Here is a 16,604-nt window from a genome sequence, read left to right on the forward strand (position 1 = left end):
GAGTCTCCAATGGTAAAAGGGGTCCGCGCAGGACCGGCGGGCCATGCGCGGACGGGATGGTTTACTTCGCGGGGTGGACGTCCATGGCGACGGTATCTTCGTCGGCGCGCGGATCGTAGGTCACCTTGTCGGCCTTCATGCCCCATGCCGAGACGTTGATCACCAGCGGCAGGTCGGGCCGGTCGGTCGAAACCAGCAGGTTGGCTTCCTCAAGCAGCGCCTTGCGCTTGGCCTCGTCCAACTCGGCGGCCGCGGCTTCGATCAGCTGGTCCATCTTGGGATTGGCATAGCCGCGCACGTTGAAGGCACCCAAGCCCTTATCCGCGTCGTTGCTGTGCATCAGCGACGACAGCGTATAATTCGACTCGCCGGTCAGTGTCGCCCAGGACGCCATGTACAGCGAATACTCGCCGCGCGTCTTGGCCGGGTTGAAGACCGTCGCGGGCACGCCCTGCACGTCGACCGTCACGTCGATCGCGGCCAGAAGCTGGGCGATGGTCGGTCCAAGCTCGGTCGGCATCCGGTCGCTTGCATAGGCCAGCGCGACCTTGAAGCCTTCCGGATAGCCGGCATCGGCCATCAGCTGGCGCGCCTTGTCGACATCGAAGACCGGCGCGGGGATGTTTGCGTTATAGCCGAAGATGTTCGGCGTCACCATCTGGGTCGAGACCTTGCCCATGCCCTCCAGCGCGAACTCGATGATGGTCTCGCGGTCCAGCGCCAGATCGAACGCCTCGCGGACGCGGGGATCGGCGAAGGGGTTCTTCTCGACCTTGTTGCCGGCATTGTCCCAGACCTGGGGCGTGTTCTCGCGGAAGTCGAACTCCAGGTAGGGAATGAAGACCGAGGGCGAATTCACCACCTTCAGCGCCTCGTCCTGCTCGACGCTGGCCAGGTCGGTCGCCGGGATCTTCGAGATCAGATCGACCTGCCCGGCCTTCAGCTGCGCGACACGGGCGGCGTCATTCGGGATTTCCTTGCGGATGACGTGGTCCCAGGGCTGTGCGCCGCCCCAGTAGCCATCGAATTTCTCAAGCACCAGGTCCTGCGTCGGGGCCCAGCTGACGAATTTGTAGGGGCCGGTGCCGATGGTGGCCTTGCCCGAGTTGAAGCCCTCGGTCGCGGTCTCTTTGGTCGAGAAATCCGCCGCCGCCGTATGCGAGACGATGAACAGGCGGATCAAGTCGTTGGGCAGCGTCGGGGCCGGGCCCTTGGTCTTGATGCGGATGGTGTGGGGGTCGACGATCTCGACCCCCGCCACGCGGCGGACATAGATCGTCGTCGGGTTCGGCCCGGTCACGTTCGGAATCCGCTCGATCGAGAACTTGACGTCCTCGGCGGTGAAGTCCGAACCGTCGTGGAATTTCACGCCCTCGCGCAGCTTGAATTCCCAGGTCGTGTCATCGACCAGTTTCCACTCGGTCGCCAGCGAGGGCTCGATCTGCAGGTCGTTGCCCGATTTCAGCAGCGTGTCGAAGACCTGCTTGGTCGCCTCGGCATTGGCCGAGGTCGCGGTGAAATGCGGGTCCATCGAGGCCGGGCCGGACTTGGTCGCGATCACCAGATCGGCGGCCAACACCGGGAACGGCGTGGCAAGCGCGCTCATCAGCAGCGCGGTGCGAAGCATTGGCTTCAGTTTCATGCGGTCCCTCTTGGGCTAAGGTGGGTCTGCCGGTTTCGCGCCGGTCTGTTATGGGATTGCGCGGTCAGGTGTCGTCTCCGGCCGCCTCGCCGCCAAGCGATTGGGGCCATGTCCCCGATGCCGCGACAAGCTTCGTCAAAATCTCGGAGAGGTTCAGTCTTTCAGCGGGGCTGAGGCAGTCCAGCATCAGCCGCTCATGCCCCAGCATCTCGGCCTTGACCGCCTCGACCCCTGCCCTGCCCCGATCAGTCAGGTGCAGGGTGACGCGCCGCTGATCCATGGCATCGCCCTCACGGTCGATCATGCCAAGGCCGAAGACCTTGTTGGCGGCGCGACTGAGCGTGTTCTTGGGGAAACCCGATGCGCGGACAAGATCCGTCAGGGTCGAGGGGCCGGCCACATAGAGCGACCACAGCACCACGAAATCCGGCCTGAGCAGTCCCAGCTTGCCCTGAATGAAGCCATAGACCGGATTGTTGAAGGACAGGGCCAGGTAGTTCAGCCGATACGAGAACCAGCAGGGATTCTCCCACAGGCGGGTCCGCAGCGGGCTGTCCTCGGCAATGCCTTCGACTGTCAGGGGCATCTCGCGACCCGCCCTTCCCTCATAAAGCGACTGACGAATGACGTCATCCATGAACGCGCCTAAGATTTTGTCACAAGTTCCATTTGAGACGTTATTGTGAGGAATTATCTTGCGTCAATCATAATATTTGTTCCTGATGGAACCAAATTGGGATGATTCAGCGGAACTGCCAAGAAGGCGGCGATCCGCGCGGGGATGGACGGAACGAATGCGGATTCAGGACATGAACTGGGGTCAGGTCGAGGCGAGGGTGGCGCAGGACGACCGCTGCGTGCTGCCGATCGGCTCGGTCGAACAGCACGCCTATCTCAGCCTTGCCACCGACATGATTCTGGCCGAACGCGTCTCGGTCGAGGCGGTCGAGGCGGCCGAGCCGCTGGGCGTGCCGGTCTTTCCGTGCCTGCCCTTTGGCATGGCCGCCGGTTTCACCGCCTATCCGGGGACAATCTCGCTGAAGCTTCGGACCTATCTGTCGGTGATCGAGGATATGCTGGACAGCGTCTATCGCGCGGGCTTCCGCCGCATCCTGATCGTCAACGGCCATGGCGGCAATGCGCCGGTCAATCCGCTGATCGGCGAATGGCTGAACGATCATCGCGATGCCTCGGTCAAGCTGCATGACTGGTGGCGCGCGCCGAAGACCATGGCCAAGGTGCTGGAAATCGACCCCGCCGCCTCGCATGCAAGCTGGATGGAGAACTTCCCCTGGACCCGGCTGGAGGGCGCTCCGGTCCCGGACTTCAGCAAGGAGCGCATCGATTTTTCCGCCGTCGGCCGCGTCGATGCCGGGCGCAAGCGCACCCGCATTGCCGAGGGCAATTATCACGGCGTCTTCCAGCGCCCGGATGCCGAGATGCTGGCCATCTGGCAGGTCGGCGTTGCCGAGACCCGTCACGAAATCGAACACGGCTGGCACTGACGGCCAGGAGCGCGCTATGGCATCCTTCATCATCCGCCGGTTCGCGCAGGCGCTGATCGTCCTGCTGGTCATGTCGCTGCTGGTCTTTGCCGGCGTCTATGTGATCGGCAATCCGATCGACGTGCTGATCTCACCCGATGCGACACAGGCGATCCGGCAGCAGGTGATCGAACAATATGGGTTCGACCTGCCGATCTGGCAGCAATATCTGCATTTCCTGCAACGGTTGCTGACCGGCGATCTGGGCAGTTCCTTCGTCTTCAACATGCCGGTCGCCACGCTGATCGCCCAGAAGCTGCCCGCGACGCTGGAACTGACGCTGATCGCGGTGCTGTTCGCGTCGGCGGTGGGGATTCCGCTGGGCATCTATGCCGGTTACCGGCCCGACAGCATTGCGGCGCGCGTGATCATGGCGGCCTCGGTCCTTGGATTTTCGGTGCCGACCTTCTGGATCGGGCTAATGCTGATCATGGTCTTTGCAGTACAATTCGGCATCCTGCCCGCCGGTGGCCGCGGCGAGACGCGGGCGCTTTTCGGGGTGCCCTTTTCATTTCTGACGCTTGACGGCTGGTCGCATCTGATCCTGCCCGCGCTGAACCTGTCCCTGTTCAAGATGTCGATGATGTGCCGGCTGGCCGCCTCGGGCACGCGCGAGGTCATGCTGACCGACACGATCAAATTCGCCCGTGCCGCCGGTATTTCGGAACGCACGATTCTGCGGCGGCATGTGCTGAAGCTGATCTCGATCCCGCTGGTCACGGTCTTTGGGCTTGAGCTTGGCTCGACGCTGGCCTTTGCGCTGGTGACCGAGACGATCTTCAGTTGGCCGGGACTGGGCAAGCTGATCGTGGATTCGATCACCTCGCTCGACCGGCCGGTGATGGTCGCCTATCTGATGCTGGTCTCGGCGCTGTTCGTGGTCATCAACCTGTGCGTGGATCTGGCCTATGCGGCGCTTGATCCCCGACTGCGCCACGGGGGGCAGTAAGATGTCGACAGCACTATCCACCGGGGCCGTTTCACCCTTCGCGCAATTTTGGCACGACTTCCGCCGCAACAAGGTCGCCGTGGTGGCACTGGGTGTCGTGGCGCTGATCGTCTTTGTCGCGATTTTCGCGGCGCTGATCGTGCCGCAGGACCCTTATGATCTGAAATCCTTGGTGCTGCGCGATGCCCGCAGGCCGCCGGGTTATGTCGGGCGCGACGGGATGCTGCATCTGCTGGGTACTGACAGTCAGGGCCGCGATCTGCTTTCAGCCATCGTCTATGGGCTGCGAATTTCCCTGCAAATGGGCCTGATGGCGGGCGCCATCGCCTTTGCCATCGGGGCCGTGGTCGGCTGCTCGGCAGCCTATATCGGTGGCCGGCTTGAGGCGCTGATCATGCGCATCGTCGATCTGCAACTGTCCTTCCCCGCGATCCTGCTGGCCTTCGTGGTGGCGGCGATCCTTGGGCAGGGGAAACAGCAGCTGATCCTTGCACTGGTCTTTGCCCAATACGCTTATTTTGTGCGCACCGCCCATGGTGCCGCCGCCGCCGAGCGGCAGAAGGATTACGTTCAGGCCGCGCTTTCCGTGCCAATGGGCGGCTGGTTCGTCATCACCCGCCATATCCTGCCCAATGCCCTGCCGCCGCTGATCGTCGTGGCGACCGTGCAGGTCGCCTCGGCCATCTCGCTGGAGGCGACTTTGTCCTTCCTTGGCGTCGGCCTGCCCGCGACCGAGCCCTCGCTGGGCATGCTGATCGCGAACGGCTTTCAATACCTGATGTCGGGCCGCTACTGGATCGCGATCTATCCCGGGGTGGCGCTGATCATCCTGATCATGGCGATCAACCTTGTCGGCGACCAGATCCGCGACCAGTTGAACCCGAGGCTGCGCAAATGACCGACCTTCTTGAGGTGCGCGACCTGCGCACATGGTTCCACACCGACCGCGGCATCGTGAAGTCGGTCGACGGCATCTCATTCTCGCTGAAACGCGGCGAGATCATGGGCCTTGTCGGCGAATCTGGCTCGGGCAAGTCGATCACCGGATTTTCCCTGATCGGGTTGATAGACAGGCCGGGCCGGATCGAGGATGGCAGTTCCATCCGCCTTGAGGGCCGCGAGCTGGTCGGCCTGCCTGACCGCGACTTGCGCGGCATCCGGGGCAAGGACATCTCGATGGTGTTTCAGGACCCGATGATGACGCTGAACCCGGTGGTCAGGATCATCGACCAGATCGGCATGGCGATCCGCGCGCATGAGCAGGCATCCGACGCCGAGATCCGCCGCCGCGCCGTTGAGGCGCTGGCACGGGTGCGCATCACCGATCCCGAACGCAAGGTCGATCAATATCCGCATGAGTTTTCCGGCGGCATGCGCCAGCGCGTCGCCATCGCCATCGCGCTTTTGCACCGCCCGCGTCTGGTGATCGCGGATGAGCCGACGACGGCGCTGGATGTCTCGGTGCAGGCGGAAATCCTGAAGGTGGTCAAGGCGCTGGTGTCCGAGATGGGCACTTCGCTGATCTGGATCAGCCATGATCTGGCCACCGTGTCCTCGATTGCCGACAAGATCACGGTGATGCGGCGCGGCCAGATCGTCGAAGCGGGGCCCGTGCGCGCGGTGCTGGACAATCCGCAGCATCCCTATACGCAGGCGCTGCTGGACGCGCTGCCTTCCCGGTCAAAACCGGGCGAATTGCTGGCCTCGGGCGCGACCGAGGCGGCGGGTAAGCTGGACCCCTCGACGCTTGGCGGATCGGCCGTGGGTGCGCCTGCCGATCCGGGCTTCGTGACCGCGCAGGGCATCGACAAGACATTCGCCCGCCGAGCCGGCAGCCTGCGGCAGCTGGGGGTCCGGCTGGGGCTGGCGTCTGAACCCGCGCAGGTCCATGCGGTCAAGCAGGCCGCGCTGACCATCGCGCGGGGCGAAATTCTGGGTCTGGTCGGCGAGTCCGGGTCGGGGAAATCGACGCTGGGGCGCATTCTTTGCGGGATCATTCCGCCAACTGCGGGCACAGTGACGATCGGCGGCGAGCAGGTGATGGACGGCCTGCGCAAACGCAGCACCAAGGTCCAGATGATCTTTCAGGACCCCTTCGCCTCGCTCGATCCCCGGCGCAGCATCTTTCAGACCGTGGCCGAGGGGCCGGTCGCGCATGGTCTTTGCACCCGTGCTGGCGCGCGCGCCTATGTCGATCGCTGGCTGCGCGCCGTCGCCTTCGATCCGGCGCTGGCGAACCGCTATCCGCATCAGTTTTCCGGCGGGCAGCGGCAGCGTATCGCGATTGCCCGCGCCTTGGCGATGCAGCCCGAGGTCTTGATCTGCGACGAACCAGTGGCCTCGCTGGATGTCTCGATTCAGGCGCAGGTCATCAACCTGCTGATGGAGCTGCGCCGTCACCTGAACCTGACGCTGCTGTTCATCAGCCACGACTTGTCGGTGGTGCATCATCTGTGCGACCGCGTGGTGGTGATGCGGCATGGCGAGATTATCGAGACCGGCACGGCGACCCAGATCTTCCACACACCAAAGCAGCCCTATACGCGGATGCTGCTGGACGCGATCCCGCGATTGCAGCCGTGATATACCGGCCCAGGCACAGGGATAACAGGGCATGCGAGGTCCGACGCAGACATTCCCCTCCGGCAAGATATGTCATGGGATCGTCGGAATATGCGGTTATTCACACGTAATCCGATAACTGTTTGGTATATGCAGATAACATGGTGTTGTATGGTGAGCGACATTTATTAAAGATAAGGAAATTATCGATTATATGCTCATAGAGCTATGACCAGTACTCCGATCGACTCTAGTTGAGAGAACTTTTAGTCGACCAGCTATAGATTATATGGTGACTCGAATGTGTCTGATTATGTTGCGCCGCAGTGATCTAACCCGGCGTCAAGCGTATCTCCTTCGTGATGCAATCTAAGGAGATACGTATCCGTATAATATCGCATAACCATTTTCAGATTAATCTCATCCACCGTCAGGAATGTCCTTGAACGTGATGTCTAACAGATGCTGTGGCCACTTTCCGCTTTTGATCAGGTCGGCATTCTGCGTGAGGTAGTTCTGGATAAGTGTCATTTTCGAGATCGCGACATCGACCTGATCGCCCCCTCTGGAATTGCCTGAGCAAGGAAGTAGCTACCTTTAGGATACTGTTTTTTGTATCCTTGATGATGAATTTCATTCTCATCACCAAAATAGTGGGCCGTGAGTGTGCCCGCGAGGCTGGCGGCACACAACTTTGATTCTATATAGTATTCGAAACTCGGCCTAGACCTCGTCGGCAGCAGCAGCCTCGCTCCCCTACCCTACTACCACGACCGAGCCCGTTGGCTACCTACATGGGCTAGCCGCACCAGACTTCCCGGCATAGACTTGGCCGCAGCCACCAGCGCCGAACTCAGCAGAGGACAGAACCCTGGAAAAGGCCTTCCGGGCAGCATCAGGCTCGCCCTGGTTGGGAAAGGTCGACCATAATTCATTGAAATGAACGCCACCCACCCGGCACCCGTCGGGGGCTTACGGGGTTATGTCTCGCTTATCATTAAGTATGATTCAGGGCGTGGAAACCGGTAAGTATTGTTGAAGCCCCTGCCCTGGGAAATGGCCACACACCAACTTTTGGTTGCTTCTTTGATGTCGGCAGCTCATGCAAGATCGGTCTGCGAAAAATCGCCACCCTTATGCAGCAGTGGAACGTCGAGCACCTTGGCACAGGCATTGGAGAACCCGTCGCCCATATTGAGTTGCGCTGGATGTCCAACCACCTTCCCATACCGCGCAAGGGCTCTGCTCGCAGTTATCCCGACGTCGGAACTAATGTCGATTTCTAGCGCTCCGAACGCCACAATGAGATCATGAACGAGATCGGTGGCGATCCTGTAGTCATCTTCGCTTGCAGGCTCCTACCCCGCGCCTGAACGCGCATTCGACTAAGGCAAGCACTGCCTCAAGACGCATGATCGGCGGAAATTGCACGTCAGTCCGCCCCGCCTCAATAGCCCACATGAAATCAAGCAAACACCCCCGGTCCGAACTGCCGTGGAACCATGACGGTTTAGTATCGGCGTGACGAGCGAAGTGCAAAGTTCCGCCTCAACTCGATTGAGTGGCCATCGGACCGGTTCTGATAATGGAGAGGGGGCAGACACGGCCCGCCCCCTCATACTTAACCTTGTAACTCGTTTCGCTTCTTAAGCCTCTTCTTCCTGAAAGGCTTCTTCTCGGGTGCGGCGGAAGGAGGGAAGGATCATCAGGGCTAGCAGGATCACCGTGGCAATCAGCATCACCAGGCTGATCGGGCGCTCGACGAAAATGCTGGGATCGCCCTGGGTGATCAGCAACGTCCGGCGCAGGTTCGATTCCAGCAACGGCCCCAGGACAAAGCCCAGAAGCAGCGGCCCCGGCTCGCATTTTGCCTTGCGGAAGGCATAGCCCAGCAGCCCGAAGCCCGCAGCCAGGATCACGTCGAAGATGCGGTTGTTCATCGAATAGACGCCGATGCAGCAAAACAGCAGGATCGCCGGATAAAGCAGCCGGTAGGGCACCGTCAGCAGCTTCACCCACAGCCCGATCATCGGCAGGTTGATGACGACCAGCAGCAGGTTGCCGATCCACATGCTGGCGACGAGGCCCCAGAAGATCTCGGGCTGGTTGGTCAGCACGGTCGGGCCGGGGGTGATGCCGTGGATCATGAAGGCCGACAGCATCATCGCCATCATGTTGTTCGACGGAATTCCCAGCGTCAGCAGCGGGATGAAGGATGATTGTGCGGCGGCATTGTTGGCGGCTTCGGGGGCGGCCACGCCCTCGACCACGCCGGTGCCGAATTTCTCGGGGTGTTTTGAGACCCTCTTTTCCAGCGAATAGGCGCTGAACGAGGCCAGCGTCGCGCCGCCGCCGGGAAGCAGACCCAGAAGCGTGCCGATCCCCGTGCCGCGCAGGACCGCCGCCCAGGAATTGTGGAAATCCTCACGCGTGGGCCACAGGCGCGACAGGTGCGCCAGTTTTACGCCTTCGGAGCCGGTGCGTTCCAGATTGGCGATGATCTCGGAAAAGCCAAAGATGCCGATGGCGATGACGATGAAGTCGATGCCGTCGAACAGTTCGATCGCACCAAAGGTCAGCCGCTCGGCCCCGGTCGCCTGATCCGTGCCGACCATGCCCAGAAGAAGCCCGATCAGGATCATGCCAATGGCCTTCACAACCGGCCCGCTGGCCAGGATCGTCGCGGCCAGAAGGCCAAAGACCATCAGCGAGACATATTCGGCAGGCCCGAAGGACAGCGCAAAGCTGGACAGCGTCGGCCCCGCCACGGCGATGGCGAATGTCGCGACGGTGCCCGCAAAGAACGAGCCGAGCGCCGCCACGGCAAGCGCCGCCCCGGCCCTGCCCTGCCGTGCCATCTGATAGCCGTCGAGTGTCGTCACAACCGCCGAAGCCTCGCCCGGCAGGTTGACCAGCACGGCCGTGGTCGATCCCCCGTATTGCGCGCCGTAATAGATGCCCGACAGCATGATGATCCCCGCCAGCGGCGGCAGGAAGAACGTGATCGGCAGCAGAACGGCGATGGTCGCGGTCGGGCCGATGCCGGGCAGGACGCCGATCAGCGTGCCAAGCAGTGCGCCCAACAGGCAGAAGGCCAGGTTCGCGGGCGTGATCGCCTCGCTGAAGCCGAGAAAAAGCAGGTCAACGAATGTCATTCGATCCTCCCCAGGCGATGACGGTTGTCAGAAGGGCCACAGGGGGACTTGCACGCCCAACCCGTAGACAAAGACCAGGGCGCCGAACAGCGTCAGCCCGGCTGCCAAGGACAGCACGTGGCGCCATTTGCCACCCGGATCGGCAAGCGAGCCTGCAATGACCAGCCACAGCGAGGCCAGTACGAAGCCCGCATGTGTGGCCGCAAAGGCAAAGCCCACAACGGCGATGGTAATCACCAGAAGTGGCCGCAGCCGGATCGCCTCGATCGCCTGTGCGGGCCGTTTCAGGGCAGGCAGCCCGACGGCCAGCCCGACGGCGATCAGCAGCAGGCAGACCACGCGGGGCAGAAAGCCCGGCCCCATCTGCGCAAGCGTGCCGAAGTCGAGGCCCCGGCTCATCCACAGACCAAGCGCGCCGAAGCCGATGAACAGGCCCGCTGACAGCAGGTCGGGCCTGTCGCCTTTTGCGGTGTCCTGAAGGCGGGCCATTACTGGCCGCCCTCGATCATCTTGAAGATTTCGGTAAAGCGCTCCAGCCGTGCAGGCATGTCGGCCTGCCAGTCCTTGCCGGACTTGAAGGACAAGGGCAGCGCCTGTTGCTTGGCTTTTTCCTGAAACTCGGGGTTGGCCAGCGCGGTATCGACGGCGGTAGCCAGCTTTGCGCGGATATCCTCAGGCACGTCACAGCGTGCGGCAAGGCCACGTTCGGACGACATCAACACGTCGAAGCCTTGTTCCTTGGCGGTCGGCAGGTCGGGGGCCAAGGTCGAGCGCTGCTCGGCGAATTGTGCCAAGGCGCGGAAGGACGACCGATCGCTGGTGGTGTATTCGCCGACATTCAGGCCGATCATCGCGACATGGCCGCCCAGCAGCGCGGTCTTGGCCTCGTTCGCGCCGCCAAAGGGCACCGCGGTCAGGTCGATCCCGGCAGCCTGCTCCAGTTGCAGCATCGCCAGATGTTCGTCGGTGCCCACGCCCGTGGTGCCGACCGAGACGGCGCCGGGGTTCGCCTTGGCAAAGGCCACCAGATCGGTCAGCGACTTATACTCAGAACCCGCCTGGACGATGAACGTGCCGGGGTCTTCGACAATGCGGGCGATCGGGCAGATATCGGCGGGATCATAGCGCAGCTTGCGCCCGATCTGCATGGTCAGGAAGCCCGGCGTATTCAGCGACGACACCGTGTAGCCGTCGGGACGGGCCTGCGACAGCGCGGTATAGGCGATCTCGCCCGAGGCGCCGGGACGATTCAGCACCGGGAACTGCGCATCCAGCTCGGTCTCAAGGAACGGCGCCAGAGTGCGCAGCATGATGTCCGTTCCGCCGCCGGGTGCAAAGGCCACGATCAGCTCGATCGGGCGGTCTGTCGGCCAATCGGCCAAAGCGGCGCCCGTCCCGGCCGCCAAAAGGGTCGCGGTCAGGACCGCAGTCTTCGTGATCGTCATGATTGTCTCCTCCCAGAAATCTCGCCTGCGCTCAGTTGCCCTCGGGCATGGCGCAACCCAGTCGTTTCAACGCGGCATCCACCCAAGACCGGTCGTTGGTCCCGGCCTCGATAGCGGCCATCTGTCTGGCCTCGGCATCCTGCTTTGCGGCGGTCTTTGCATAGACCTCTTCGGCCGCGTCAATGGGCACGGCAAGAACACCGTCGCTGTCACCCAGCATCAGATCGCCCGGATGGATCACCATGCCATCCAAGGCAATGGGTACGTTGATCTCTCCGGGGCCGTCCTTGTAGGGGCCGCGATGCGTGATGCCCACGGCAAAGACCGGCAAGTTCATCGCGATGAACTGGTCCGCATCGCGGATCGCACCGTTCAGCACAAAGCCCGCGACGCCGCGACGGATCGCATAGGCCAGCATCAATTCGCCCATCAGCGAGTTGGTCAGATCGCCGCCGGCATCGACCACGATCACGTCGCCCGGCTGCGCCATGTCGATGGCCTTGTGCAGCATCAGGTTGTCACCCGGCCGCGCCTTGACGGTCAGTGCCGGACCCGCCAACACGCCCTCGCGGTGCATCTTGATCAGCCGAGGCCCGCCGGCAGTCATGCGATGCATGCTGTCGCTGACATTGGCGACGGGCAGTCTGGCGAATTTGGCGACCAGATCGCTTGATACGCTGCGTTCGCGGTTGAGGATGCGAAATCCCGTGGACATGAACTTTCCCTCCCAGATGTCAGGCGTCTGATTTGCTGTGCGCCAGCGCCGGGCCGTTGATGATGCGGGCGGGCGGCACCGGGCGACCCGCCAGAATGTCGATGATGCCTTGGGCGGCCTCGACGCCGACGCGGGTATTGGCGGCCTCGGTCACGCCGCCGATATGCGGGGTCAGGACCAGACGCGGTTCGGACCAGAATGGATGGTCGGCAGCGGGCGGCTCCTGAGCAAAGCTGTCGAGACCCGCCCCGGCGATGCGCCCTTCGGCCAGCGCGGCGGACAAGGCAGCCTCATCGATCAATGCGCCGCGGGCGGTATTGATGATGATCGCGCCGGGCTTCATCAGGGTCAGCCGTTCAGCATTGATCATGGCCCGCGTCTCGGGCGTCAGGGGCGCGTGCAGGCTGATGACGTCGCAGCGCGACACCAGATCGTCCAGGCTTTCGATCCGGGTGACGCCGGTTTCCATGAACGCCGCATCGGACGCGAAGGGGTCATAGGCATAGACCTCCATCCCGAAGGCCTTGGCAAAGACCGCCGTCTGCCGCGCGATAGCACCAAAGGCGACCAGCCCGATGCTGGACCCCGCCAGTTCGCGCCCCTTGAAGCCCGGCTTTTCCCAACGGCCCGCGCGCAGTCCCGCATCCAAAGGCACCAGCTTCTTGGCCACCGCGAAAAGCAGCGCCATCGCATGTTCTGCCACCGACACGGCATTGGCGCCCGTCGCGACCAGCACCGGCACGCCATAGCTGCTGGCCAGCGCGATATTGATATTGTCCACGCCGACGCCGTGCTTGGAAATGACGCGCAGATCCGGCGCGGCCTCGAAGACGGGGGCATCGATGCGGCCCATACGTGAGATGATCCCCACGGGACGCGCGCCACGGACGGCGTCGATCAACCCATCGCCCTGGCTGTAGGCGGGCACATAGACAGGTTCGAGACCTGCTGCCTCAAGCAACGTGACCGCGGTCGGCGCAAGGCTCGGGCCGGTTATCAGAACTTTGTCGGTCATTTCTCCCCCTTGGTCAGCGCAGGCATGGCCGCGCCGATAGGTCAGAGTGAATACCAGTAGATTTTCTGAAAAAAAGCGCTTAATTCTTGATATGATCTTAAGGAAATCTGGAATAGTGGACACGCGTCAGCTTAAGACACTGTTGGCCGTCGTGGAGTTCGGCAGCTTTTCGCGTGCAGCGGATGCCGTTCACCTGACGGTTTCTGCCGTGAGCCAGCAAATCCAGGCCCTCGAGCAGGAAGTCGGGGCGTCCTTGTTCGACCGGACATCGCGGCCCGCACGCCTGACGGCGGCCGGGCAGCAGATGGCGGAACTTGCCGATCAACTGGTCCGAGCGGCTGAAAACGCCATCGACGCGATTTCGGGTCGCAAGCTGATCGGGACGCTGTCGATCGGTTCGGTGCGCACCAGCGCCCTGTCGCTGCTGCCGCGCGCCATGGTCAAGATGAATGCCACACATCCCGACCTGCACATCAAGCTGCGGGTCGCCTCATCAGAGACGCTGTTGCAGGATGTCCTTGCCGGTCGTATCGACGCGGCCATGATCGCCGAGCACGGAAATTTTCCGTCTGCTCTGCGCTGGCGCCCCTTCCTGCGAGAGCCGCTTTGGGTCATCGCGCCCCCGGGATCGCCACCCTTGTCCGCCAAGACGTTCCTGACGACCTATCCGTTCATCCGGTTTCGCGCGAATGTGCCGCTTGCGCATATTGTCGACCTGGAACTTGCCCGCCTCAACCTGACATTGAACGAGGTGGCCGAAATCGACACGATCGCCGCCATCACGTCTTGTGTCGCCAATGGTCTGGGCGTCTCTGTCGTGCCGCAAGTGGCCATCGACGACACCGCCGCTGAACTTGTCCGGACCCCCTTTGGCGATCCGCAAATGTTCCGGCAGATCGGTCTGGTCGAGCGCCGCAGCGCTTCGCGGGTCGTGCTGATCGCGGAACTTCACAGACTGCTGGTCGAGATCTGTGGTCCGAACGGAGTTTCGAGCGACCCCCAGTAACAGCGGCCATTCTGAGATACTGTATGCCCTTCACCCGCGACGGGCGGAGCAAACGTATTGGACCTAGCAAGCTGCGGTGCTGCGGCCTGATACCTTCCCGACTGGAAACTATAGGTCGCCCTGTTCCGCGCGACCTCCGACTGGCCCAGACGGCCATAACTGGCCGGGCTTCATCTGCACCCTTGAGCATAGCCACGAAGGCTCAGGCCTATGGACGTGCTTAAGCTGTCGGGGTTTTCGCCCATTTTGCCGCTTAGCTAAGCGCTGGCATGGGTTTCATGTCAGGCGGAGGCTTTGAGGTGCTGGCTGGAGGTATCCTAGGCCTCAGCGGGCGTCAGCAGCCCATGCGATAAGTGAGGACGTCTTTCGATGTAATAGCTGATCCAACGCCGATCCTCCTGCGCGCTTCCGATCCGGTCTCGAAGGCGTTCCGGTAGACGCATTCGTATTTGAGCGACCGCTAAAGCCTTTCGATCATCCGGTTGTCGATCCAGCGACCGCGGTCATCCATGGAGACGTACACCTTGGCGCCCGGCAGCATCTCGATGCACTCGGTGCTGGTGAATTGCGAGCCCTGATCGGAATTGACGATCTCGGGTCGGCCGTATCTGGCAAGCGCCTCTTGCAAAGCCCCGACGCAAAAGCCCGCATCCATGGAGTTGGAACGCTGCCAGCTCAACACCTTGCGGCTGTGCCAATCCACGATGGCCACCAAGTAAAGGAACCCTCGGCGCATGGATGTAACTCGTGTCGGTGCACCAGACCTGATCGGGACGGGTGATAGCCAAGCAGTTGAGCAGGTGAGCCGTCAGGCCGCCATCGGTTCAAGGCCGACGGCGAACGGATAAATCCTGTGCTTCGGATGCTTCTTGCTGGTCTTCGGCGCCTGATAGATCGGAACCGCTCCGGACGCTTACGCGGTCCCACAGGGGCAAGGTCGTCCTTCACCATCAGCCACACCAATCGATGGCTCTCTTGCATGTGGCGGGCCATTTGGCGCGCAACATGAATCAATGCGTCCCAAGGAATTGTCGGTCGGTGATCGCCATGAAAGTTAGGTCTCGGCGCTTTCTCCGCGTGGTTGATCGTAGAGCCCGGTGCGCACCGGTGGCTGCAGGCTGCATAGCCGCCGGACGCTGAGATCGGGATGATCCTGCCTGTGGAGAGTATGAGACGGGAGGATGCCGACAAGAAATCCCGCTCAATGGCCGACGGGCTGGTCTTGGCATGCAGCTTCTCGACCTCCTTCTCGGAGAACTCCGGCACGGCGAACGAGGCACCGCGGAATGACGCTGCCATGTTCTCGAGCGCGGTGCGTTTCCAGCCGCTGACCATCGTCGTGTGCATATCGTTGAACGGCTCTCTCGGACCGTCGCCCACCGAGCTCGGATCGGTGGTGCCTTGATGGGCGACTGTTCACCGTTCAGCGTTGGCCAGTTCAGCCGTTGTCAGTTCCTCGCGGATGGTTTCCAAGGCCACCTTCGCTTTGAACTCTGCAGAAGAGCGCTTGCGTTTCGTCATCTCAGCTCGGCCTCTTCGTCAGGCGCTAAAGCTAAACGACCCGTCCGAAATTCCCCGACCGCGTTTGGTAGCCGCCGTTCGAGCGCGCCCGAGAGGCTTGTGCGTCGCTGTGGCGTGGCACCGGGTCCGCTGCATCGTTGGCGGCGGCTCATGCTCCAAGCATGTTTCGACGGCAAGCTGATCACCATGCGATCCAACCCGCGCTGGTGCTTGGATGGATGCGAGATCATCGGGCGGAGGGGTGCCAAGGGCCTCCCACTCTAAAGTGCGATTACATCCAGATCACGCCATTGCAGGACGCCGACATGGTCCTCGGGTTGCTCAGGGGATGGATTGAGGATTACAACGACGTCCACCCGAACTCTGGTGAACGGGGCAAGACCAATAAGGGCTTTTATGGCAATAACGGCATTCGTTTTCGGTGTACTGGCCTTACTGCTTGCGCCTGGTCCGACCAACACCCTCATGGGGCTTGCCGGTGCCCAGGGAGGCCTCTCCCGTGTTGTTCGCCTGCTCCCTGCGGAACTCGCGGGATATGTTACAACTATACTGCCGCTGTCATTTCTTGGTGCCCAGCTTTTCCAAAGCTTTCCGGGCTTCGGCGTAGCCCTCAAGATTATCGCAGCGATCTGGATCGCGCTGCTCGCGATCAGGCTTTGGACGTCGTTATCACTTGGCAAGGGTGAGAGGGAAATCAGTGCCACGCGTGTCTACATCACAACGTGCTTGAATCCCAAGGCGCTTATCTTTGGACTTGTCCTGCTGCCTTCCCCAGAAAGCGCAGAGTTCGTACCCCGATTTGCGCTGTTTGGGGCGATGGTGATTGGTGTTGCGATGATATGGGGCGGCCTTGGTATGGCGACGCAGCTATCCGCCGCCGGAACCAAAAGACTGGCGATACTGCAACGGGTAGCGTCTGCATGGTTGCTGTTCGTATCGCTGTCACTCATGTTCAACATCGTACGGACCTGACCGGCAGCTTTGGTGCTGCTGATGTGCCGGCGAAGGCCGCTGCAGGGTATCAGTGCTCCATCTTTGCCGTGGCATGCC

At 62.0% G+C, this 16,604-nt stretch carries 15 protein-coding genes; 7 read left to right on the top strand and 8 right to left on the bottom strand.

From position 1 onward, the window contains the following. Positions 1 to 61: 61 nt before the first annotated feature. Both IB235_RS09695 and IB235_RS09700 read right to left on the bottom strand, forming a co-directional pair. A complete protein-coding gene (locus tag IB235_RS09695) occupies positions 62 to 1,642 on the bottom strand; it encodes an ABC transporter substrate-binding protein (RefSeq protein WP_192336538.1) in 1,581 nt (526 codons plus the stop codon). 64 nt (positions 1,643 to 1,706) lie between these two features. After that, on the bottom strand, positions 1,707 to 2,279 hold the full coding sequence (locus IB235_RS09700; protein WP_155039277.1) for a MarR family winged helix-turn-helix transcriptional regulator: 573 nt from the start codon (positions 2,277 to 2,279) through the stop codon (positions 1,707 to 1,709). Between the two features lie 157 nt (positions 2,280 to 2,436). On the opposite strand from IB235_RS09700, the gene IB235_RS09705 reads away from it, so the two are divergent. From IB235_RS09705 to IB235_RS09720, 4 genes are read left to right on the top strand one after another with little or no spacing between them, the layout of a single operon-like run. Continuing rightward, positions 2,437 to 3,147 carry a creatininase family protein gene (locus IB235_RS09705; protein WP_192336539.1) on the top strand — a complete coding sequence of 237 codons (711 nt, stop codon included), beginning with the start codon at positions 2,437 to 2,439 and terminating at the stop codon, positions 3,145 to 3,147. Positions 3,148 to 3,163: 16 nt separating this feature from the next. Next, complete coding sequence (locus IB235_RS09710) at positions 3,164 to 4,135, top strand: ABC transporter permease (protein ID WP_192336540.1); 972 nt, start codon at positions 3,164 to 3,166, stop codon at positions 4,133 to 4,135. Position 4,136: 1 nt separating this feature from the next. Next, the gene (locus IB235_RS09715; protein ID WP_192336541.1) at positions 4,137 to 5,033 is read left to right on the top strand and encodes an ABC transporter permease; all 897 of its coding nucleotides are present in this window, start codon (positions 4,137 to 4,139) and stop codon (positions 5,031 to 5,033) included. Continuing rightward, positions 5,030 to 6,718, top strand: coding sequence for an ABC transporter ATP-binding protein (locus IB235_RS09720; protein ID WP_192336542.1), 1,689 nt, complete (start codon positions 5,030 to 5,032; stop codon positions 6,716 to 6,718). The genes IB235_RS09715 and IB235_RS09720 overlap by 4 nt, the downstream gene beginning before the upstream one ends. Before the next feature lie 1,625 nt (positions 6,719 to 8,343). Here IB235_RS09720 and IB235_RS09725 read toward each other — a convergent pair. From IB235_RS09725 to IB235_RS09745, 5 genes are read right to left on the bottom strand one after another with little or no spacing between them, the layout of a single operon-like run. Continuing rightward, entirely contained in the window at positions 8,344 to 9,852 is a 1,509-nt protein-coding gene (locus IB235_RS09725; RefSeq protein ID WP_192336543.1) for a tripartite tricarboxylate transporter permease, read from the bottom strand. Between the two features lie 27 nt (positions 9,853 to 9,879). Beyond that, the gene (locus IB235_RS09730; protein ID WP_192336544.1) at positions 9,880 to 10,341 is read right to left on the bottom strand and encodes a tripartite tricarboxylate transporter TctB family protein; all 462 of its coding nucleotides are present in this window, start codon (positions 10,339 to 10,341) and stop codon (positions 9,880 to 9,882) included. Beyond that, complete coding sequence (locus tag IB235_RS09735; RefSeq protein WP_155039284.1) at positions 10,341 to 11,297, bottom strand: tripartite tricarboxylate transporter substrate binding protein; 957 nt, start codon at positions 11,295 to 11,297, stop codon at positions 10,341 to 10,343. Before IB235_RS09735 ends, IB235_RS09730 begins: the two co-directional genes overlap by 1 nt. A 31-nt stretch (positions 11,298 to 11,328) precedes the next feature. After that, positions 11,329 to 12,012: an RraA family protein gene (locus IB235_RS09740; protein ID WP_192336545.1), complete on the bottom strand. Its 684-nt coding sequence runs from the start codon at positions 12,010 to 12,012 to the stop codon at positions 11,329 to 11,331. A gap of 19 nt (positions 12,013 to 12,031) precedes the next feature. Beyond that, positions 12,032 to 13,027 carry a hydroxyacid dehydrogenase gene (locus tag IB235_RS09745; protein WP_192336546.1) on the bottom strand — a complete coding sequence of 332 codons (996 nt, stop codon included), beginning with the start codon at positions 13,025 to 13,027 and terminating at the stop codon, positions 12,032 to 12,034. A 91-nt stretch (positions 13,028 to 13,118) separates the two neighbouring features. Between IB235_RS09745 and IB235_RS09750 the strand changes: the two genes are divergently transcribed. Beyond that, the gene (locus IB235_RS09750; protein ID WP_225612149.1) at positions 13,119 to 14,033 is read left to right on the top strand and encodes a LysR family transcriptional regulator; all 915 of its coding nucleotides are present in this window, start codon (positions 13,119 to 13,121) and stop codon (positions 14,031 to 14,033) included. Positions 14,034 to 14,493: 460 nt separating this feature from the next. Here IB235_RS09750 and IB235_RS25845 read toward each other — a convergent pair whose 3' ends face one another. Continuing rightward, positions 14,494 to 14,769, bottom strand: a complete 276-nt coding sequence (locus tag IB235_RS25845; protein ID WP_370576868.1) for a DDE-type integrase/transposase/recombinase — start codon at positions 14,767 to 14,769, stop codon at positions 14,494 to 14,496. 411 nt (positions 14,770 to 15,180) lie between these two features. Between IB235_RS25845 and IB235_RS25095 the strand changes: the two genes are divergently transcribed. Together IB235_RS25095 and IB235_RS09760 are read left to right on the top strand one after the other, a co-directional pair. After that, positions 15,181 to 15,438 carry a hypothetical protein gene (locus IB235_RS25095; RefSeq protein ID WP_225612150.1) on the top strand — a complete coding sequence of 86 codons (258 nt, stop codon included), beginning with the start codon at positions 15,181 to 15,183 and terminating at the stop codon, positions 15,436 to 15,438. A gap of 512 nt (positions 15,439 to 15,950) precedes the next feature. Next, positions 15,951 to 16,526, top strand: a complete 576-nt coding sequence (locus IB235_RS09760) for a hypothetical protein (protein ID WP_192336548.1) — start codon at positions 15,951 to 15,953, stop codon at positions 16,524 to 16,526. Positions 16,527 to 16,604 lie beyond the last annotated feature (78 nt).

The sequence above is a fragment of the Paracoccus sp. PAR01 genome, assembly GCF_014851995.1.
Classification (GTDB): domain Bacteria; phylum Pseudomonadota; class Alphaproteobacteria; order Rhodobacterales; family Rhodobacteraceae; genus Paracoccus; species Paracoccus litorisediminis.